The organism is Sulfurihydrogenibium sp. (assembly GCF_027448985.1).
GTDB lineage: Bacteria > Aquificota > Aquificia > Aquificales > Hydrogenothermaceae > Sulfurihydrogenibium.
The window spans coordinates 1-19,785 of the sequence record NZ_DAIDMN010000007.1; the positions used below are offsets into that span (position 1 = coordinate 1).

Genomic DNA, 19,785 nt, shown 5'->3' on the forward strand with positions numbered 1-19,785 from the left:
ATAAAAAATTTAATATTTCAACTTTGATGTGTAGTCTGCATTTTAAAATAGAAAATATATTATTTGAATATTCAAGTAGTGATAAGGCTCATTTGACAATATAACAGAAATATATTTTCTATTACTGACGGTTCGATGCAAAAAACATCAATTTGCAGACTTACACACTGCACAAAAAATATGCATTAAGGTATTGACTTTTTGAAAATTTTCGTTTATTTTTTTATGTTAATTTTTAACGGGTTTTGTCTGAACTATGTGGGATATAAAGTTTAAAATATTAGAAATATCACTACTTATATCAGCGTTTTGTCTGAACTATGTGGGATATAAAGTCGTTTAGCTGGTTTAGTTTTTCTTTGTTGTATTTTGTTTTGTCTGAACTATGTGGGATATAAAGTATCTTTGCTATCTCTTTTTGTTTTATTTTTTGTGCGTTTTGTCTGAACTATGTGGGATATAAAGCTATAATGGAGAGGAAAATCTGTATCTTTTCCTCTCGTTTTGTCTGAACTATGTGGGATATAAAGCTTTAAGTCTTAACCACTCTTCCGGAGTTTGATATAAGTTTTGTCTGAACTATGTGGGATATAAAGTCATTTTTAAAGATTCTGTTCAGAGTCCTAAACGCGTTTTGTCTGAACTATGTGGGATATAAAGACCGTAAATATCATCTTGCATTTATAATCTCTATAAGTTTTGTCTGAACTATGTGGGATATAAAGTTGCAAGTCTTATCATCGTCTCTACAACATCATTCAGTTTTGTCTGAACTATGTGGGATATAAAGCATAATTACATTTAATTACACATAATTACACATAAGTTTTGTCTGAACTATGTGGGATATAAAGAAACCAAGATAACGACCATGAGAGAGAAAATAAAAAGTTTTGTCTGAACTATGTGGGATATAAAGAAAGCCCGAAAAAGCTAAAAAATTCAAAAAAAGCTTGTTTTGTCTGAACTATGTGGGATATAAAGTTTTTGATTAATGTAATTTAAATTACCTCAAATTGCGTTTTGTCTGAACTATGTGGGATATAAAGAAATTACCGATGAAGAAATAGCAGCAGTTTTCATCTGTTTTGTCTGAACTATGTGGGATATAAAGGACAGATGGAAAGGCATATTTGGGATGAGGTATACGGGTTTTGTCTGAACTATGTGGGATATAAAGCAGTTTTTATTTCTTTCTTCAACTCTTCAAGCTTCGTTTTGTCTGAACTATGTGGGATATAAAGGAAGTATTAGCTCCATCAACTCATCTCTATTGCCTCTGTTTTGTCTGAACTATGTGGGATATAAAGTTTATTGCTACGTCTTTGTAAGTTAAAACGAAAACTGTTTTGTCTGAACTATGTGGGATATAAAGATTAGCCAAACACTTTTTTATGCACTTTTTGGCATAGGTTTTGTCTGAACTATGTGGGATATAAAGAGTGTTAAGGCAAGTCGAAAGGTGTAGTATGAAGATGTTTTGTCTGAACTATGTGGGATATAAAGTTTTGAGGAAGTTGTAGTATTCTTCCTCAGTTTTTATGTTTTGTCTGAACTATGTGGGATATAAAGTTGACTTTCCAGCTTACAAGCTCAAAAAAACGCTGAGTTTTGTCTGAACTATGTGGGATATAAAGGCTACTGTTAGCACTATATCTCCTTGATAAACTTGCTGTTTTGTCTGAACTATGTGGGATATAAAGCCAAAAAAGATTTTTGCTAAATCTCAAAGTGAACAGTTTTGTCTGAACTATGTGGGATATAAAGAAAAACTTTGCTCTGTTCGGATTGCAACATCAAGTAGGTTTTGTCTGAACTATGTGGGATATAAAGAGCTTTTCCAATATTCAGCCAATTCCTTGTATTCTTCAGTTTTGTCTGAACTATGTGGGATATAAAGGTTGTGATAGACTGCAGCGCTAATAGGCGTGGCATAGTTTTGTCTGAACTATGTGGGATATAAAGTTTACACCCCCTGAAAAGATGTAAGGAACAAACATTGTTTTGTCTGAACTATGTGGGATATAAAGGTTGTGGGTTGTCAATTAGAGAAGGTGAGCAATAGGTTTTGTCTGAACTATGTGGGATATAAAGGCCATCACTCCATTAATAAACGCCCTTACTCTTTCTAGTTTTGTCTGAACTATGTGGGATATAAAGATCGTCAATGAGTGCCTTAAACTCCTTGATTTTTTTGGTTTTGTCTGAACTATGTGGGATATAAAGCTATGTATTGGTCTATAAGATTTTTCATCCGTTCGTAAGTTTTGTCTGAACTATGTGGGATATAAAGTTTATTAGAGACTACTAATAAATGGGGGACGTTTAAGTTTTGTCTGAACTATGTGGGATATAAAGATGAATACTGGTAGCGAAGGTATTGCTCGCCCATATCTGTTTTGTCTGAACTATGTGGGATATAAAGGTAAAAGATTTATGATTTTTGTGTGGTTTTTGGGTTATTTGAGATTTAGATAATTTTTTATTTTGTTGAAGTTTTCTTCTGTTTGGTTTTTTTTATAATCCTTTAGTAAGTTTAAAAGTTGGTCTGTTTTTGTTTGTCCTCTTGTGATAAATTGGACTATATTTAATATATTCTGTGGATATAGGGTTTTTTTGGCTCTTTCAAAATCTATTAAATGAATTTTTAAATTTTTATCTACTAAAACATTGGTATAAGGTCTGTGCATCTCTCCTTTATCTATTTTTAGTTTGTCTAATAGGAAAGCTTGGTTTAAAAGTTGTGAAATGAGATGGTTATAGTTATCCGGATTTAAAATTTCGTTAAGTGGTTTTCCTTCTATGTAATCGTAAGCTATAAAATCTTCTCCGGATATTCTTAATGTTCCACCTATTGAATATTTATTTATTTCTTTTAAGATTACTCCTTCTTTTTGTATAGGGTGTTTGTGAATGTCAGATATGGCTACTTTAAAGGATAAATCTTTTCCTTCAAACTTTCCTCTATAGACTACAGCTCTCCAACCTTCACCTATTTTTTGTAAGTTTTCTATCTGACCTTTTATATCTTTAAAGGTTATCATAAATTGTTATTTTCCTATGTGGCTCCAAATTTCGTTGTCTATGTTGTGTAAAACGTATTCTGGGGCTTGTAGCTTTACTACGTATCTTCCTCCTATGTTAAGGATGTTTCCATTTTCGTCTTTTTCAAATATGGCATGTATTACCAATTGTTTTCCTTTGTAAACCTTAAAACCATCTGGAAATTCTTCTATTTTGTCAAATCTTAGCATGTTAGATTGTTTTTGGAGAATATCTTTTATCATCTCTTTGTTAGGAAAGGATACTATTCTCTCTGACATTTGTTCGTTGTAATACTTATCGTTAAACCATACTAAAATGGAAAATACTATTACTGTTAGGTCAATAAATCCAAATGTGATGGCATATTTGATGTTGTTTTGAATTAGGAACAAAACTGTTAATCCGGATAAAACTGCTATAAGGGTTAAAGTAATTTTTTTTAACATAAAAATCACCTACTGCTGTATTATTTCAACATTTTTAGGTAGTTTAAACTCTAAATTTACAAGGTTGTTGTAGTATTTAAAGTTTTCAAGTTGTAGCTCTATTTTGTTGTTGTCTGTGTCTATAGCTGTTATGGTTTTTGGAATGTATTTTTCTTTTTCTACGGTTATTTGAAGTGATTTTATGTCATCAGAGTTTTTTGGTTTTAGGTCTATTGTGATGAACTTTCCAAATTCTTTTGTTTGGATGACTTTAAATATTTTGTCTATCGGTGTGTTGTCTATGAACATACTTATTACATCGGTTATCAGTAAACTGTTTTGGGGTGATGTTATTATGGCTTGGTTTTGTTCTTTGTTGTAAAGAATTATTTTTTCTTTATTCATAAAGATAGTTTGTTGATAAGGTTTTTTGTAGTCTATTTTTACTGTTAATGGTTTGGTGGCTTTTACTTCTCCTATGAAAGTGTCTGGATTGTTAAATCCGGATTGGTAAGTTTTTTGTATTAGTTCTGCTTCAAAGCCTTTGGATTTGTTTATAACTTTCTGGAATTCTGATAAAAAGTCCTGTCCAAAGGACAGGTTGAAAAATATTAAAGTTAAAATTAGGTACTTTCTCATCAGTACAACCACATGGCAAGTTTTTTTCTATACTCTTTTGTAAGTGGGTGGGATTCTCCTAACAGTGTGAATATTGATACCATAGCTTTTCTTGCTCCGTCATCTTTAAACTTTCTGTCTTGTTTTACTATTTCTAAAAACAGTTTTAATGCATCTTCGTAGTTTTCTTCTACAGCATAACAGGATGCTTGAGCATACATTTTTTCAAGGTCAGTGTTTACTTCTTTGTTTTCACACTCTTTTTTAAGATGGATAAACTCCTTCAACGCTTGGGCTTGTGAGAAGTACTCTTTGTCGTACTCTTTTATTTTGTTAAGTAAACTTTCAGCTTCTTCAAGGTGGTTTGTTTTTATCATGAATTTAGCTGCTTCTAAAATGAGTTTTTTGTTATCCGGATACTTTTCTACCGCATCTTTGTAAAGGTGGTAAGCTCCTTCTCTATCTCCGGATAGTATCATCATGTTTGCTTCTTCTATTACTTTGTCTGCTTGGGATTTTATGTACTTGCTTATTATGTTCCTAACTTGACTTTCTGGAAGTGCTCCTACGAATTTGTCTACAACTTTTCCATCTTTTATAATTCTAACATCCGGAATACCATGGACGCCAAACTCTTGGGCTATATCCGGATTTTCATCTGTGTTAACTTTTGCAAGGATAAATCCAAACTCGTTTGATAGTTTTTCAAGAATAGGTTTTAACGCTCTACATGGTCCACACCATGGTGCCCAAAAATCTACCACCACTAAGTTTTCATAAGATTTTTCAAGTATTTCTGAAAAGTTGTCGGAATTCACATCTATAATCATCTTTACCTCCAAACTTTATAAAAGTTTACTTATATTATTTATTATAAACATTTTCAATTTTTATTCAACTGTTTAAAAAATCTTTTAGAATTTTGCCATGGTCAAAAACTAACTTTTCAAAGGGTATCTCTTCAACTTTGTAAACATGAGCTTTTTTAGCATCGTCTTTTCCAATCGGATTACCGTAAGCTTTACATACAAAGACTATTGAAACTGTGTGAAATCTTGGGTCTCTATCCGGATTGGAGTAAACGTTAAAAAGTTTTATTATTTCAACATCTAAATCTATCTCTTCCTTCATCTCTCTTTTTAAAGCATCTTCTACACTTTCTCCTATATCTACAAAACCTCCGGGAAGTGCAAGTCCGTATGGTGGATTCTTTCTTTCTATCAAAACTACACCTTTAAAGTTTTCATTTTCATCAAAGATTTTCACTATTCCATCTACCGCTACAAATGGTGTTTTTATTGACATTTAAATCTCCTTTAAAATTTCTTCTACAACTTCTTTATCGTCAAAATGTATTATCTGGTCTTTTATTATCTGGTAGTTTTCATGACCTTTTCCGGCTATTAAAACTATGTCGTTTTTCATCGCTAATTTTAAAGCTTTTTCTATCGCTCTTTTTCTGTCTTCTTCTATAAAAACTTTTGATTTGTCTTCTATTCCTTGTAGTATATCGTTTATTATATCCATTGGTTCTTCGTTTCTTGGGTTATCAGATGTTAGTATTATTACATCGGAGAATTTTTCTGCTACTTTTCCCATAAGTGGTCTTTTTCCTTTATCTCTGTTTCCTCCGGCTCCAAATACTGTTATTATTCTGTTTTGTTTTAGCTTTTTTAAGGATTTTAAAATGTTTTCAAGTGCGTCTGGTGTGTGGGCGTAGTCTATAACCACGATGAAGTTTCTTCCTTCGATTACCTCAAACCTTCCTTTTATTGGTTTTAAATTGTAGGTTTCTCTTGTAAGGAAGTCTATATCAAAACCATCTTTTATCAAAAAAGACACAGATGCGGATATGTTTAAGATGTTGAAAAAACCTCTTAGTTTTGTCTTAAAATTTATGTTTTTGTTTTTGTAAGACGCTGTAAATTCTGTTTGGAACAATGATAAAGTGTAATCTTTTACCTGAAACTCTCCTTGATTTAGTCCGTAGGTTATAAAGTCTATTTTTTCTTTAAAATCGTTGTATATTCTCTTTCCGTATTGGTCGTCAATGTTGACACTTCCGATGGCTTTGTTGTTGAAGAGTTGTATTTGGTTGAAAAACTCCCTTTTTGCTAAAAAGTAATTTTCCATAGTTTTGTGGTAGTCTAAATGGTCTTGGGTTAGGTTTGTAAATATTCCTCCGTGAAATTTTGTTGAGTACACTCTGTATTGGTCCGCTGCATGAGAAGAAACTTCCGCAACGACAACCTGTGCTCCTTTTTCTTTCATCGTTTTTAGGGTTTGAAACCATTGTATTGGGTCAGGTGTGGTATGTCCGGATGATAACATTTCATCTCCTACACGGTAGTTTATTGTACCGATTACTCCTACTTTATATCCGGATTTTTCATAATACTGAGCTAAAAGGTTTGAGACGGTTGTTTTTCCGTTGGTTCCGGTTATGCCTACTACTTTTAAATCTTTTGATGGTTCATCGTAAAATTTGTTTGCTACTATAGCAAGGCTTTTCCTTGTGTTTTTCGATAAAACTATGTTTACATCCGGATAATCATTTTTTAACTTTTCTACTAAATCCTCTTTCTCTATAAAAACAGTGTTTGCTCCCTTTTCTAATGCTTGTTGTATAAAGTCATGTCCATCAACATTTGTTCCTTTTATTGCAAAAAAGATAAAATCTTTATCAACCTGTGAAGTGTTGTTGGATATACCTTTTATAACTTGACTTTTTCCAATGTTAACTATTTTTTCTTCTGTTATTAAATCGTACAAATTTTTCATTAAAACTCCGTTTTGATAAAGGTTTTATTCCTACGAAAATTTTGAAATGCTGTTTTGTTTATCAATTATAACATATTCATAAAAGGGTTTTGTCTGAACTGTATATCTTTATTCTTTTCTATATTTTTCTTTTTCTATTGGCAGGTTTTCATCGTTTCCCCACTCATACCAGCTGCCGGTGTATATTTTTAGATTTTTTGCACCAAGTGCTTTTAAAGGGATAAAAACAAAAGAAGACCTGTTCCCAATTGTACAGTAAAGTATTATTCTTTTGTTGAAATCTATGTTAAGTTTTTTAACATCTTCTTGAAGCTTTTCAAAAGGTTTGTAAGTTGTATCTTTTCCTGCAAACCATCTCCAGTAAACAAATTTTGCACCGGGAATGTGTCCAGCTCTTTTTATGTCTGTCATCTCTTGTCTTCCTGTAAACTCTAAAAACGTTCTTGTATCAATTAAAAGTGTGTTGTCATCTATTCCTTTTTGGTAGTTTTCAACATGTTTTAAAACTTCTTCTTTGGTTGCCACCACATCGTATCTTGGATTTGGTTTAAATGATGCTTTGGGTCTTAGCTTTTCATCACCAGATTCTGTAGGTAATCCTTCCTTTTTCCATCCATTAATACCACCGTCAAGTATTCTTAGATTTTTATCATCAACTCCCATAGAGTAAAGTAAAAACCATATGTAAGATGCTTTATTGGGAAGTTCATTGTAATAAATTATAAATTTATTCTTGTGGGTTATACCTTTTTCAGAAAAGATTTTTGCAGCAGTTTGAGGACATAAAGGAAGATACTTACATTTTTGTTTTTCATTGTTTTTCAATGCTATGTCTTGTAATGCCAAAGCATCTAAATTTATAGAATTGGGAATATGTTCTTTTTTATAACTTTCAGAATCCTCAGCATCAATAAACACAGTGTTTTTATCTTTTAGCAAATTAAAAGCATCTTTTGGTGAGATAGTGTAAAGTCTTTCATCTGCAAAGGAGAAAGAAAGAATAACCAAGAAGGTTAGAAATATTTTTAGCATCTTACTACTCCACTGCCAAATATTTTATTTAAACTTTAATTTTTTTCACTGTCCTTTTCCATGATTTTTGATAGATTGAGTTGTGATAAAATTTTTTCATGGAAGAGTTGGAAAAATACATGCAGATAGCTTTGGATTTGGCAAAAGAGAGAAAAGGTTATACCCATCCTAACCCAACTGTTGGAGCTGTGATTGTAAAAGATGGAAAGATTATAGGTAAAGGTTATCATTACAAAGCCGGATTACCTCATGCGGAAAGAGAAGCAATAAAAGATGCCAAATCAAAAGGATACGATTTGAAAGATTCTACAATGTTTGTCACTTTAGAACCATGTTGTCATTACGGTAAAACCCCACCTTGTACAAACGCGATTTTAGAAGAAAAAATAAGTAAAGTGGTAGTTGCTACCTTAGACCCTAATCCTTTAGTATCCGGAAAAGGAGTAGAGATACTAAAAGAAAATGGTGTTGAGGTAGTAGTTGGTGTTTTGGAGAAAGAAGCAAAAAAGTTAAACGAAGATTTTTTTATTTACATCTCTCAAAAAAGACCGTTTGTACATATCAAAGTAGCTCAAACATTTGACGGTAAGATAGCTACAAAAACAGGAAGTTCAAAGTGGATTACAAACGAAGAATCCAGAAGGTACGCTCATATACTTAGAAACCAAGCAACAGCTGTTTTGGTTGGCTCCAACACAGCTTTTTGTGATAACCCTTCCTTAACGGTAAGGTATATAAAAACAGAAAAACAACCTATAAGAGTTCTTTTAGATAGAAAATTAAAAGTTCCTGCCGATTACAATATATACAACAACGATACTTCAACCATCGTTATAACATCTAAAGAAGCAGATAAAGAAAACCTTCAAAAGATATCTCAAAAAGAAAATGTAAAACTCTACTTTTTAGATGCTCCGGAAGGGAAATTCCGGATTGAAGATGTTTTAAATGTTTTATACCAAAATCAGATAGTACATCTTCTTGTAGAAGGTGGAAAGGAGATTATAACTTCTTTTATAAAAGAGGGATACTTTGATAAAATCTCTATATTTATGGCTCCTAAAATAGTTGGAGAGGATGGTGTTTCATCTTTTGGAAGTCTTGGAGTTTTGGATATAAAAGATAGTGTAAAGCTAAAGGTTGAAGATTTTAAACGTTTTGGTGAAGATTTTTATTTTGAGTGTTATAAACAAGTTTAATAGCTAACTTTGTTGCTTCTATAAAAGAAGATGGGTCAGCTATGTTTTTTCCAGCTATATCGTATCCTGTACCGTGGTCAGGAGATGTTCTTATAAAAGGAAGTCCAAAGGTTATATTTACAGCTTTTCTAAAGCACATAAGTTTTAGTGGTATCAGTCCTTGGTCGTGGTACATCGCAACATAAAAATCAAAGTCTTTGTACCTGTTAAAAGCTGTATCCGGAGAAAGTGGATAGGTTATGTCTATCTTTTCTTTTAAAAGTTCTTCCACCGCGGGAATAATTATCTTATCCTCTTCATCTCCTATATTTCCATTATCTGATGCGTGGGGATTTAAACCTAACAGTGCTATCTTGGGTTTTTGTATAGCGAATTTTTCTCTTAGCTCTGTGTTTATCAATTTCACTTTTGATACTATTTTTTCTTTGGTAATACTTTTTGGGACTTCTTTCAATGGTATATGGGTTGTAATCAGACCAACCTTTAACTTTTTACACATCAAAACCATTGCGTACTCTTTTGTTTTGGACACATCGGCTAAATAATCTGTATGACCAGCGTAGTTAAAGCCAGACTCCATAATCCACCTTTTAGATATTGGAAGGGTAACTATAGCATCCGTCTTTTTCTCTAAAATATCTTTTACAGTGTTTTCTAAGTAAATCACACAAGCCCTGCCGGATAAAACTGAAGGTTTTCCTTCTTCAAAATCTTCATCAAACAGGTTTAAAAGATACCATCCGGCTTTATTAATTTCATCAACACTTTCTATATCTTTGAAACTGTATTTTACATTTAACTTTTTTGCAGTTTTTTCTAAGACTTTTTTACTACCGTAAACTATGTATACAATGTTTTTTTTAGGAAGTTTATTTATTGATTTTAGAAGGATTTCCGGAGATATACCAGTTGGGTCACCTAAGGATATACCTACTTTTACCATACAATCACTTTGTTGGCTTTTTCTATCAGGTTTAATATATCTTCGTAATCTAAAAGTCTGTTTTCGGATATTTTTAAACCTCTTGCAATTACATCTTCTTTACATGCGTACCAGTTTGATATAGAAGGCTGTCTTAAAACCGCATCTTGAATGAGAATCATTACATCGTTATCGGATATAAGGTCTGCAATGGGGAATTCAGCAGGTTTTTTTATAAGATAAACCGTATCTACCATGTGATAACAACCTCTGCTTGACTTATTATTTGACAGATTTCTTCTTTATCTTTTATAAGAATCTCTACTCCAAAATCTTTTAGTTTTGTAATACCTCTATCTCCTAAACACTCTTTTTCTACGATAATTTTTCCACCAAGCATAGAAAGAGCTTCAATAGATTTGTCAAATGAAGGAACTCCAAGCATTTGGGGATTCCAGTTCGTTAGCGCAAAAACTCCATCTCTAACAAAAATAACGCTAACCTGATGGTCCATAGCCATACCAACCGCCTGTCTTAGAGCCTCAAATGTTTTCCATCCAAAGGGGTTAGCCTTTATTATAGATACAACCTTCTTTTTTGCCATAAAAACACCTATGAAAGATTTATAACTTTATCTACTTGCGATATCAGTTTAGAAAGTCCATACATACTACTACTTTCTGCAAAATCTACAGGATTTATTTTCCTTTGATGAGCGTTATGAGCACAGTAATAGATTTTTACGCCTTTTTCCGCTAACTCTTTCATCTTGTCGTGATTTAAACAGTACACTCCATTCGCCATTAAGAATATACTAATTTCATCTTTTCTTTTGATAGCTGCTTCGGAAAATTTAACCATAGTGTTAAAATCAGCAGAGTAAGGATTACTTGCCATCAGTATAAGAAGTTTCATTTTACTTTTCTCACCAAAACTTCCCAAAGGTTGTCAGCTATTTGATTTACAGCTAAAACTTCCTGTCCTTCCATCTCCATACTTTTAGGTACATTTTCAACGGAAGGTTTGTAGTCCAATATCACTTTCAAAATCTGACCTTTCTCCATCTGTTCTATTATAAGTTTACTTTTTACAAATGTAAATGGACAAACCTCACCTTTTAAATCAAGTTCTCTATCTACTTGCATCTTTCACCTCTCTAAAATCTTACTTCGCAAGCTTGGTCATATTCAATAAGCTCTTTTATCGTTGGGTTTTCTCCGCAAAGCTCACACTTTGGATTTTTTCTGAATTTAACTGTTCTAAACTCTGTTTTTAATGCATCGAATACAAGGAGTTTTCCTATCAACGGTTCTCCTATTCCAAGAATAAGTTTAAGTGCTTCGTTTGCTTGGAGTGTTCCCATTATTCCACCTACCACACCAAGTAGTCCAGCTTCTTGACAGGAAGGTACCAATCCGGGTGGTGGTGGCTCAGGTATTAAACATCTATAACAAGGTGAACTTTCTTTGTTTCTGTAATCAAAAACCGTTAGCTGTCCTTCAAACCTTAGTATGGCAGCTGAAACAAGTGGTTTTCCAAGCATATAACAAGCATCGTTTACTAAAAATCTTGTAGGAAAGTTGTCTGAGCCATCTAAGACTATATCAAAATCTTTTACTATATCCATCACGTTTTCTTTTGTTATTTTTTCGTTGTAAGCTATCACTTTTACATCGGGATTTAAAGCCTCTACAGTCATCTTTGCAGATTCTACCTTTGGAACACCGACTCTTGAAGTGTTGTGGAGAATCTGTCTTTGAAGGTTAGAAAAATCTACCACATCAAAATCTACTATACCTATGGTTCCAACACCAGCAGCAGCCAAATAGTATATCGAAGGAGAACCAAGTCCACCGGCTCCTATCACCAAAACTTTTGCGTTTAGTAATTTTTGCTGTCCTACACCACCTACTTCCGGAAGGATGATATGTCTACTGTACCTTTTTATCTGCTCTTCTGTAAATCCAAATGACATCTACTTCACCTCATAAATGTAAAATATAGAAAATTATAAAAAATTATATCATCTTTCTAAAAATTTTAAATAGGTTATAATAATTAATCATGATAAGCGGTGGTGATTTAAAAACTTTTAATATGGTTGATATTCTACAAGTTATAAGTGCAGAAGAGAAAAACTGTATTCTGACTTTGGAGACTGCAAAAGGTACCTACGGAGTTTACTTTTTTAAAGGTAATCCGGTTTACATAAGGAATGTGAAAAGAAACTTTTTACTTTACTTGGATATAGATTTTGATACAGTTTTAAAAAGGGATAGAATCTCTCGAGAAGATTTGTTTAAAAATCTTGCTACATACCTTCCCTTAATCTTACTTTTAAAAGAAGGTAGATTTTCAATAACATCCGGATTTATAAAATATCCGGAAGATTTACCTGTTTACATTGAATCGGTAAAACTTATAATCCATTTATCAAGAAGTTTGACGGAAGAAGAAGTAAACAGAAAAATTACGGATTTGAGTATCGTTTACGAAAAAGTTCCAGATTGGGAAAGTAAAGTAAGCATGAACTACCTTAATGAAAAAGAAAAAGATATACTAAACCTGATTAACGGAGTTAACAAAGTATCGGATATTGTAATAAAATTCCACTTTGAAAAGATACTACAAAGTGAGAAAAACTTTTCCCTTCCAGAAAATCAAGAAGAGTTAGAAAGACTTTATAAAGAGACCGAGTTGGAAGTTAAAAGGGCTTTGTACGGTTTTATAGCAGCAGGAATCGTAAGAAAACAAAAACTTTTAAAGAAACCGGAAAACATCGTAGACAGAGTACTTTCGTACCTTGAAAGAAAATCCATAAAAGAAACTTTAAGGGAGATTTAGGATGGAAGCAAAGATTTACGCTGAACAAATCGCAAAAAAAGCAAAAAGTACAACAAGAAAGTTGATGTCTTTAACAACGGATATAAAAAACAAAACACTTTTAAAAACAGCACAGCTTTTGGATGAAAAAAGAAGTTTAATCTTACAGGAAAACCAAAAAGATTTAGAAGTAGCTGAGAAGAAAGGTTACTCAAAAGCACTACTTGATAGACTTGCCTTAAACGATAAAAGGATAGACCAGATGATTCAAGTATTAAAAGATGTAGCGGCTCTTCCTGACCCTGTAGGAGAGATTGTAAACATGTGGACAAGACCAAACGGTCTTAAAGTAGGACAGATGAGAGTCCCTTTAGGAGTTATACTGATAATATATGAAGCAAGACCAAACGTTACTATAGAAGCTGCATCTTTATGTATGAAATCTTCAAATGCAGTTATTTTAAAAGGAGGAAGTGAGACAATAAACTCAAACAGAGTGTTGGTTGAGATTATAAAAGAAGCTTGCAGAGAAACGTGTTTTCCGGAAGATGCTGTTATGTTTGTAGATACAACAGATAGGTCCGTAGTAAACGAGCTTTTAAAGTTAGAAGGACTTATAGATGTTGCAATTCCAAGAGGAGGAGAAAGCCTTATAAAAGCTGTAGCTGAAAACTCAAGAATACCTGTTATAAAACATTACAAAGGTGTATGTAACCTTTACATAGACGATGAAGCGGATATGGAAAAAGCTTTAAACATAGCTTACAATGCAAAAGTTCAAAGACCATCTGTATGTAACGCTATAGAAAACTTGGTAGTTCATAAAAAAATAGCTGAAAGGTTTCTTCCCCAAATCGCATACTACTATGGTAAAGCCGGTGTTGAGATGAGATGTGATGAGTACAGCTACAACCTTCTTGTAAACCATCCAAAAGCAAAAGATACGGAGATAGTACCTGCAAAAGAGGAGGATTACTACGAAGAGTTTTTAGACCTTATAATAGCTGTAAAAGTCGTTGAAGATATAGATGAAGCTATAGAGTTTATCGAAAAGTACGGCTCTCATCATTCAGATGCAATAGTTACAGAAAATTACACGAAAGGAATGAAGTTTATACAAGAAGTTGACAGTGCAGCAGTTTACATCAACGCATCTACAAGGTTTACAGACGGAAACGAGTTTGGTCTTGGAGCAGAGATGGGAATATCCACAGACAAAATTCACGCAAGAGGACCGATGGCATTAAAAGAGTTAACAATACCAAAATTCATAGTTTTTGGAAATGGACAACTTCGAGAAAATGTTGGTATTCCAAAAGATGAAGAAAAACCTAAAATAGATACAGAAGCCTGCCGGATATAAACCATGAAAGACATAACACAGTTTTTCAGAGCAAAAGAAAAGGGAGAAAAACTAACACTGATATCCACTTACGACTACTGGTCAGCAAAACTGTGTGAAGAATCCGGAATAGACGCTATACTTGTAGGAGATTCCCTTGGTATGGTATTTCAAGGAAACGACTCTACTTTACCTGTTTCCTTAGAAGAGATGATATACCATACAAAAGCCGTCAGAAAAGGAGCACCAAACACTTTCATAATAGTAGATATGCCATTTATGAGTTATCATACAACAGTAGAAGAAGCGGTTAAAAACGCCGGAAAAGTTATAAAAGAAACTTCAGCAAACGCTGTAAAAGTAGAGGGAGCATCCGATTTAGTTTTAGAGATAACTCAAAGACTTACATCCATAGGAATACCAGTTATGGGACATTTAGGACTTACTCCCCAGTTTATAAACATTTTTGGTGGCTACAAAGTCCAAGGAAAAACGGAAGAAAGCCAATCAAAAATACTACAGCAAGCCAAAGACCTTGAAAACGCGGGAGCTTTTTCCGTTGTATTGGAAGCTGTCCCTTCTAAACTGGCAAAAGATATAACCCAAACCTTAAAAATACCGACGGTAGGTATAGGAGCCGGAAAATATACAGATGGTCAGATACTTGTTTTCCATGACCTTATAGGCTTATTTGAAAAAACACCTAAATTTGTAAAAAGGTACTTAGAATCCGGAAAGCTAATAAAACAAGCTCTTGTTAAATACAAAGATGAGGTAAAAAATGGACAGTTCCCAGGAGAAGAACACTCCTATTAAAATCTCAAAAAATATATTTGATGCAATACAGCCCATAAAAGAAGGAAAAATAGTAGTAGCAAAAACGGACACAATTTATGGAATTCTCGCAGATGCGTTAAATAAAGAAGCAGTAGAAAAATTATACCAAATAAAAGGTCGTCCGGAAGATAAACCTTTTGTGATACTCATTCCATCTTTAGAAGAGTTAAAAAAATTCAACATCATCCCAGACAAACAAGCAGAAAAAATATTGAATATAAAAGGTATAACGGTAATTTTTGATGTAAACGACCCAGAAGGAGAGTTTTTTTACTTACATAGAGGTAAAAACTCTCTTGCTTTTAGAATACCTGATGAGCCAGTGTTTTTGTCTTTTTTAAGAGAGCTTAAAAGACCAGTTGTAGCGCCAAGTGCAAACCCATCCGGATTAACACCTGCGGAAGATGTAAATAAAGCAATAGAATACTTCCAAAACAATGTAGACCTATATATAGACAGTGGAAAAGTCATAGAGAACATTCCATCAACCATTGTAAAATTAGAAAATGGGAAAATTAAAATTTTAAGACAAGGTAGCAAGAGGTTGTAGATGAACATAAAAACCCATAAAAAAATTGATAACTCTTTAAGTGGAGAAGTTTTATCTTTACAAGAAGGACAGACAGCAACTGTAAAGCTTCAAACGGACGAAAGAATGGTTGCAGACGAAAAAGGCTTAATCCATGGAGGATTCATATTTTCCGCAGCTGATTACTGTGCTATGGTTACTGTAAACCATCCTAATGTAGTTTTAGGTGCTGCGGAAGTTAAGTTTTTAAAACCTTTAAAATTAGGACAAAATGCCATTTTCAAAAGTCAGGTTACATCAACAGAAGGAAAAAAAGTTTTAGTTAAAGTGGAAGGATTTGTTGAAAGTACACAAGAAAAATTTTTTGAAGGAAATTTTAAATGTTATATATTAGATAAACATGTTTTGGAATGAGAGAGTATTACAGTATAAAAATGAGAGCAACTTTAGAAGAAAAACATATATCCGGAGCAGAGAGGATAACTACAAAAGACAAAATTAACTCCGTTATAACACAACTTTTAGAAAGACCATCATATTACGACTTTATGAACATTAAGGTACAAAAGATATCAGAAATACAGTTTATAGAAAAATCATTAAACATAAAAACTATAAAGACCAACGACTACCAACATGCCAACCAGTTAGCGATAGAGATTTTAAAAAACCAAGGAATACCACAAGAGGTATCTACCAGTTGTATAAATCTTATACATCACGGTGCTTCACCTGATGGTGGCAATATGAGAGGGGCGATGATTGTAAACATTGAAGGAGAAAGGTTAGAAAAGGACAAAAGTAGAGGAATAAGAACAGTAAACGTAGATTTTGAAGACAGAGAAAAAGTAACAAAAACACTTTTAGAAAAAGGATACACAGAAAGAACGGTTGACGCGTTAGCCTTAGCTACAAAAAATTTAAACCATCCGGATATTTTAGCTGAATACTGTATATCGGACCAACCAGATTACACAACCGGATATGTAGCGGTAAAAGGTTTTTACTACAGAATAACCCATCTAAAAAAGTACGGAAATCCAAAAGGTGGTAGAATATACTTTGTAAAAAATAATACAGATATAGAGAAACTCTACGAATATTTACAAAGTAAAGCGTTTTTAATAAAAGAATTAGGGGATTTAGAATGAAAAAAGTGTTCATTCACGGATGGGGATTTTCAAAAAACGTATGGAAAGACTACTTTTACTTAGATGATGCACAGTTTATAGACCTTCCTTTTCACGGAGATTCAAAAACATCAGAGTTTACCACCTTAGATTCCTTTGCCGGATATCTTTCAGAAAAGATAGACGAACCTACAACTTTGATAGGTTGGTCAATAGGAGCAACTATATCAGTTTTAACAGCTTTGAAAAATCCACATGTAAAAAAACTCATTCTAATTGGATTTAGCCCAAAATTCAACGACGAAAAACTGGGAAGTAGTCCGTCAAGTATAAAAGCCTTTATGATAAACTTAAAAAAAGATTTTGAAAAAACAGTAAAAAATTTTAGGATAACTTCCATTGAAAATGACCCATCTTGCAGACTACCTGAAAAAGAAGGAAGCACCTTACTCTTAAATGACTTTATAGAAGCGGATTTAACAGATAGGTTACAAGAAATAAAATGTGAGACGCACATATTACACGGTATAAAAGATAAGATAGTAAATAAAGAAGCAGCATTTTTTACTCACTCAAGAATAGAAAAAAGTCAGTTGTACCTTTTTGACTCTCACCACGGACCATTCTTAGAAAGGGATATAACGGAAATTGTCTGTCAGTAAAGATTTAATCCGGATATCTTTTTCAAAAGCGATAAGTTCTTATGATAAAGAGATTTTAATTCAAAGACAAACAGCTTTAGAGTTATCCCACTTAGAAAAGGATTTAAAAGGACACGGTGTAGATTTAGGATGTGGAACAGGAATGTTAACCACTATTTTAAATCAAGATGTTGTAGGACTTGATATCTCCTTTGGCATGGCAAAGATTTATAAGAAAAAAAATAAAAATGTAGTGGTTGGAGACATAGAAAATATACCATTTAAATCAAATACTTTTGATTTTGGAGTTTCAAACTTTGCACTACATTGGACAGATGTAAAGAAGAGTTTTCAAGAAGTAAGCCGGATTTTAAAACCAAAGGGAAAATTTATATTTTGTATGCCAGTAGAAGGAAGTTTAAGAATAGTTGAAGAAATTTTGGGAGAAAAAAATTTTGATTTTTACAATCCGGATTTTATTTTAAATGAGCTATCTAAATATTTTTCTATTGAAGAGTATTACATGAAAAGTTATTCTGTAGATTTTAACAACGGTTTAGAACTTTTAAAACACCTACATTTAACTGGTTCTTCCATTGGGAAAAAAGGTAAAACTGTTGGAGAGAAAAGAAATATTTACAATAAATTCAAAAATTACACTAAAAAAACCACTTTAAATTTTGAAGTTATCTTTGTAAACGCTGTTAATCTCCGATTTTAAGAAGTTCTTTCAACTCATCTTCAAGCTGTCTGCATCTTGGACATACTGTTGTGTCTCCTTTGTAAGAAAATGGAACCAAACACTCACTACAAGGAATCATAACATGTTCAGCTAAAACTTTATACTTTTTGGAAACAAAATCTTCTATATGTAGTTTTTCTTCTAAGTTGATACATTTTTCCGGACAGACATCATGACATATACGGCACTTAATACAAAGAGAAGGACTAAAAAGAACTTTTAGTTTGCTATCACTTGACGTTAAAGCTCCTGTAGGACAGACGTTATAACAGATGGAACAGTTGGTACATTTATAACTGTCTATCCATTTATCAGATGAAAAATCTATCTTATCAACTTGAAAGTATCTGCCTTCATAATCTGTTTTAGATAATGCGTTTATTAACATATCTCTTTTAAATGGATAAACTTTTTCACTGACTATATTTTTATAATCTCTATCTCCAACTTGAGTTTCATCTATCGGTAACTTTTCTGCAACCGCCCAAAATGCCAACGATGCTGTCTGTTTAACAAACATCTTTAAAAAAGCTCTTCTCTTATTTTCTGTTTTTTCCTCTTTTTCGTACCCTACTTCTTCCAACTTTATTCTGTAATCAACACCAGCAGATTCTAAAATGTAGTTGGCTTTATCGGTGTTCTTTTTTATCACTTCTATCTGTTTTCCTATAGTACAATTTTGACAGTGTTTTATATCTAAGATGATATCATTTTGCTTTTCTATCGCAAAAGCTGTTAGGTAGTTTTCATCTAAAGCTGAAAGACAAGGAACATTCAGTTTACAGCTTATAAGGTTGTTTTCATCTTCTAAAAATTTGGAATAAAATTCCACTAAGTCAAAACCTTGTATTTTATAACTTTCCGTTGGACAGTTTCCAACACATGCTCCACAGTTTATACAACTTTCATAGTTTACTTTTATTTTATCGTTTTCCAAAATGATGGTATTCTCTATGGGACATACTTCCAAACATTTTTTACAATCTGCGTATCTATAATAAACTCTTACACATGAATACACATCAAAAGATAATCTAACTGACATTTTCCAATTCCTCTAATTGAGAGAGTATATACTCATAATCTGTCATTATGAATTCTAAAGCCGTTTGACAGACATCGTGGTAAAAAGGTGTTTCCGCCATATTCTTTGCAGCTAAAAGGTATATTGGAGCCCACTGTAATAGATGATTTTCCATAAACTTTTTCTGTAGTTCTAAATACTTTTTTTCTTCTTGTTGGTTGTTTATGGAATAAGCTGTAAGTTGCTCTTTTATAAGAGTTATCATAAATTCAAGTTCAATGGCTATATGGTCCGGTGATAAAACTCTGGTTTTGTTTAAGTCTATCTCATAACCGTTTTCTAAGTAAAATTGTAATGTTGGATTTGTAGGAGTTGGATTTATGTGTCCTTCATCGTTCATAAATACGGATTCGTAAGGGTATGCGTTTAATATAAAAACCGTAGTGTAATCTACGTTTAACTCTTCATCTATCAACTGTTTTGTTGGTTTTGTGTTAAACGGTTCCCACTCTTTCGTGTTTGGAAAAAGGTCTAAAAGTTCAGGTGTGTTTTTTATTTTGTCTAATAGATTTTCATCTACCTCTTCAACTAAAAGTCTTGATAAAAAAGAGTACATATTTATTCTTCCTTGATTTTCAACTATCTTTTCATCCATTTATTTTCTCCTAATTTTGTTGGAATGATGGATTTAATAT

At 32.7% G+C, this 19,785-nt stretch carries 24 protein-coding genes and 1 CRISPR repeat array; of the genes, 9 read left to right on the forward strand and 15 right to left on the reverse strand.

From position 1 onward, the window contains the following. Positions 1 to 242 precede the first annotated feature (242 nt). Positions 243 to 2,425: a CRISPR direct-repeat array (repeat unit 29 nt; unit sequence GTTTTGTCTGAACTATGTGGGATATAAAG). A gap of 34 nt (positions 2,426 to 2,459) precedes the next feature. The 7 genes from NE054_RS01320 to NE054_RS01350 form a co-directional block, all read right to left on the reverse strand. After that, positions 2,460 to 3,044, reverse strand: a complete 585-nt coding sequence (locus NE054_RS01320; RefSeq protein ID WP_297887445.1) for a serine/threonine protein kinase — start codon at positions 3,042 to 3,044, stop codon at positions 2,460 to 2,462. Between the two features lie 6 nt (positions 3,045 to 3,050). Next, positions 3,051 to 3,491, reverse strand: coding sequence for a hypothetical protein (locus tag NE054_RS01325; protein WP_297887448.1), 441 nt, complete (start codon positions 3,489 to 3,491; stop codon positions 3,051 to 3,053). Positions 3,492 to 3,500: 9 nt separating this feature from the next. Beyond that, entirely contained in the window at positions 3,501 to 4,109 is a 609-nt protein-coding gene (locus NE054_RS01330; RefSeq protein WP_297887451.1) for an outer-membrane lipoprotein carrier protein LolA, read from the reverse strand. Next, entirely contained in the window at positions 4,109 to 4,918 is an 810-nt protein-coding gene (gene trxA, locus NE054_RS01335; RefSeq protein ID WP_297887454.1) for a thioredoxin, read from the reverse strand. The genes NE054_RS01330 and trxA overlap by 1 nt, the downstream gene beginning before the upstream one ends. Positions 4,919 to 4,982: 64 nt before the next feature. Beyond that, positions 4,983 to 5,393 carry an NUDIX hydrolase gene (locus tag NE054_RS01340; protein WP_297887456.1) on the reverse strand — a complete coding sequence of 137 codons (411 nt, stop codon included), beginning with the start codon at positions 5,391 to 5,393 and terminating at the stop codon, positions 4,983 to 4,985. Continuing rightward, positions 5,394 to 6,869: a UDP-N-acetylmuramoyl-L-alanyl-D-glutamate--2,6-diaminopimelate ligase gene (locus NE054_RS01345; protein WP_297887457.1), complete on the reverse strand. Its 1,476-nt coding sequence runs from the start codon at positions 6,867 to 6,869 to the stop codon at positions 5,394 to 5,396. 108 nt (positions 6,870 to 6,977) lie between these two features. Further along, on the reverse strand, positions 6,978 to 7,901 hold the full coding sequence (locus NE054_RS01350; protein WP_297887459.1) for a rhodanese-like domain-containing protein: 924 nt from the start codon (positions 7,899 to 7,901) through the stop codon (positions 6,978 to 6,980). Positions 7,902 to 7,999: 98 nt separating this feature from the next. Here NE054_RS01350 and ribD point away from each other — a divergent pair, with 98 nt between their 5' ends. Continuing rightward, positions 8,000 to 9,100 carry a bifunctional diaminohydroxyphosphoribosylaminopyrimidine deaminase/5-amino-6-(5-phosphoribosylamino)uracil reductase RibD gene (gene ribD, locus NE054_RS01355; protein WP_297887464.1) on the forward strand — a complete coding sequence of 367 codons (1,101 nt, stop codon included), beginning with the start codon at positions 8,000 to 8,002 and terminating at the stop codon, positions 9,098 to 9,100. On the opposite strand, the gene pdxA is transcribed toward ribD, so the two are convergent. The 6 genes from pdxA to moeB are packed head-to-tail and all read right to left on the reverse strand — an operon-like array spanning position 9,051 to position 11,997. Next, positions 9,051 to 10,043: a 4-hydroxythreonine-4-phosphate dehydrogenase PdxA gene (gene pdxA / locus NE054_RS01360; RefSeq protein WP_297887467.1), complete on the reverse strand. Its 993-nt coding sequence runs from the start codon at positions 10,041 to 10,043 to the stop codon at positions 9,051 to 9,053. The two genes, ribD and pdxA, sit on opposite strands and share 50 nt — an antisense overlap. Then, positions 10,037 to 10,279 (reverse strand): DsrH/TusB family sulfur metabolism protein, encoded by a 243-nt coding sequence (locus NE054_RS01365; protein WP_297887470.1) that lies wholly within the window; start codon positions 10,277 to 10,279, stop codon positions 10,037 to 10,039. The genes pdxA and NE054_RS01365 overlap by 7 nt, the downstream gene beginning before the upstream one ends. Beyond that, positions 10,273 to 10,626, reverse strand: coding sequence for a DsrE family protein (locus tag NE054_RS01370; protein WP_297887473.1), 354 nt, complete (start codon positions 10,624 to 10,626; stop codon positions 10,273 to 10,275). Before NE054_RS01370 ends, NE054_RS01365 begins: the two co-directional genes overlap by 7 nt. A gap of 8 nt (positions 10,627 to 10,634) precedes the next feature. Further along, positions 10,635 to 10,937, reverse strand: a complete 303-nt coding sequence (locus tag NE054_RS01375) for a DsrE family protein (protein ID WP_297887477.1) — start codon at positions 10,935 to 10,937, stop codon at positions 10,635 to 10,637. After that, positions 10,934 to 11,167, reverse strand: coding sequence for a sulfurtransferase TusA family protein (locus NE054_RS01380; protein WP_297887480.1), 234 nt, complete (start codon positions 11,165 to 11,167; stop codon positions 10,934 to 10,936). The genes NE054_RS01375 and NE054_RS01380 overlap by 4 nt, the downstream gene beginning before the upstream one ends. Positions 11,168 to 11,178: 11 nt before the next feature. Then, positions 11,179 to 11,997, reverse strand: a complete 819-nt coding sequence (gene moeB, locus NE054_RS01385) for a molybdopterin-synthase adenylyltransferase MoeB (RefSeq protein ID WP_297887482.1) — start codon at positions 11,995 to 11,997, stop codon at positions 11,179 to 11,181. Between the two features lie 89 nt (positions 11,998 to 12,086). On the opposite strand from moeB, the gene NE054_RS01390 reads away from it, so the two are divergent. From NE054_RS01390 to NE054_RS01425, 8 genes are read left to right on the forward strand one after another with little or no spacing between them, the layout of a single operon-like run. Then, entirely contained in the window at positions 12,087 to 12,866 is a 780-nt protein-coding gene (locus NE054_RS01390) for a DUF4388 domain-containing protein (RefSeq protein WP_297887484.1), read from the forward strand. Position 12,867: 1 nt separating this feature from the next. Further along, a complete protein-coding gene (locus NE054_RS01395; protein WP_297887486.1) occupies positions 12,868 to 14,208 on the forward strand; it encodes a glutamate-5-semialdehyde dehydrogenase in 1,341 nt (446 codons plus the stop codon). Between the two features lie 3 nt (positions 14,209 to 14,211). After that, positions 14,212 to 15,003: a 3-methyl-2-oxobutanoate hydroxymethyltransferase gene (panB, locus tag NE054_RS01400; RefSeq protein WP_297887487.1), complete on the forward strand. Its 792-nt coding sequence runs from the start codon at positions 14,212 to 14,214 to the stop codon at positions 15,001 to 15,003. Further along, a complete protein-coding gene (locus NE054_RS01405; RefSeq protein WP_297887488.1) occupies positions 14,969 to 15,574 on the forward strand; it encodes an L-threonylcarbamoyladenylate synthase in 606 nt (201 codons plus the stop codon). The genes panB and NE054_RS01405 overlap by 35 nt, the downstream gene beginning before the upstream one ends. Continuing rightward, a complete protein-coding gene (locus NE054_RS01410; RefSeq protein ID WP_297887490.1) occupies positions 15,575 to 15,967 on the forward strand; it encodes a hotdog domain-containing protein in 393 nt (130 codons plus the stop codon). It begins immediately after the preceding gene. Further along, positions 15,964 to 16,704, forward strand: a complete 741-nt coding sequence (locus tag NE054_RS01415) for a 6-carboxyhexanoate--CoA ligase (RefSeq protein ID WP_297887493.1) — start codon at positions 15,964 to 15,966, stop codon at positions 16,702 to 16,704. Before NE054_RS01410 ends, NE054_RS01415 begins: the two co-directional genes overlap by 4 nt. Next, positions 16,701 to 17,345, forward strand: a complete 645-nt coding sequence (locus tag NE054_RS01420) for an alpha/beta fold hydrolase (protein ID WP_297887495.1) — start codon at positions 16,701 to 16,703, stop codon at positions 17,343 to 17,345. Before NE054_RS01415 ends, NE054_RS01420 begins: the two co-directional genes overlap by 4 nt. Further along, positions 17,332 to 18,045 (forward strand): methyltransferase domain-containing protein, encoded by a 714-nt coding sequence (locus NE054_RS01425; protein ID WP_297887498.1) that lies wholly within the window; start codon positions 17,332 to 17,334, stop codon positions 18,043 to 18,045. The genes NE054_RS01420 and NE054_RS01425 overlap by 14 nt, the downstream gene beginning before the upstream one ends. Here the strand turns inward: NE054_RS01425 and NE054_RS01430 are convergent. Both NE054_RS01430 and NE054_RS01435 read right to left on the reverse strand, forming a co-directional pair. Then, a complete protein-coding gene (locus NE054_RS01430) occupies positions 18,029 to 19,111 on the reverse strand; it encodes a 4Fe-4S binding protein (RefSeq protein WP_297887501.1) in 1,083 nt (360 codons plus the stop codon). The genes NE054_RS01425 and NE054_RS01430 overlap by 17 nt on opposite strands. Beyond that, entirely contained in the window at positions 19,101 to 19,745 is a 645-nt protein-coding gene (locus tag NE054_RS01435; RefSeq protein WP_297887504.1) for a molecular chaperone TorD family protein, read from the reverse strand. Before NE054_RS01435 ends, NE054_RS01430 begins: the two co-directional genes overlap by 11 nt. Positions 19,746 to 19,785 lie beyond the last annotated feature (40 nt).